The organism is Chitinophaga sp. GbtcB8, from assembly GCF_019091455.1.
Classification (GTDB): Bacteria; Bacteroidota; Bacteroidia; order Chitinophagales; family Chitinophagaceae; genus Chitinophaga.
The window spans coordinates 1-237 of the sequence record NZ_JAGXJN010000406.1; the positions used below are offsets into that span (position 1 = coordinate 1).

The 237-nt window shown below is 52.7% G+C and carries 1 protein-coding gene; it reads left to right on the forward strand.

Features of this window, described 5'->3' with window-relative positions; genetic code table 11:
* Positions 1–56: 56 nt before the first annotated feature.
* Positions 57–227 (forward strand): hypothetical protein, encoded by a 171-nt coding sequence (locus KVT36_RS33345; protein ID WP_368670063.1) that lies wholly within the window; start codon positions 57–59, stop codon positions 225–227.
* The last annotated feature ends 10 nt before the right edge of the window (positions 228–237 follow it).

The following is a 237-nucleotide window of genomic DNA, read 5'->3' on the forward strand; positions in this document are numbered from 1 at the left end:
TAGCTCGCATTAACTCGGGATCTCCCTTGCAACAGTATGAGATAGCTTGAGCTGCTATGTGGCTCTTCCGCGCCACCGGCAACGAGACTTACTTGGACATCCTGTCCTCAGAAAACAACGGCGGCGTCCACAGTATGTTCTCCTGGGACGACAAGTTCTTCGGCGTCCAGCTCCTGGTCTCAAAGGTGTCGTCTCTCACATACCTCACGTTCACCTGCAAGAGCTAATGCTATCTAC

Coding starts and splice junctions, on each gene's coding strand:
- KVT36_RS33345 (WP_368670063.1), top strand. CDS start 57: ATGTGGCTCTTCCGCGCCACCGGCAACGAGACTTACTTGGACATCCTG.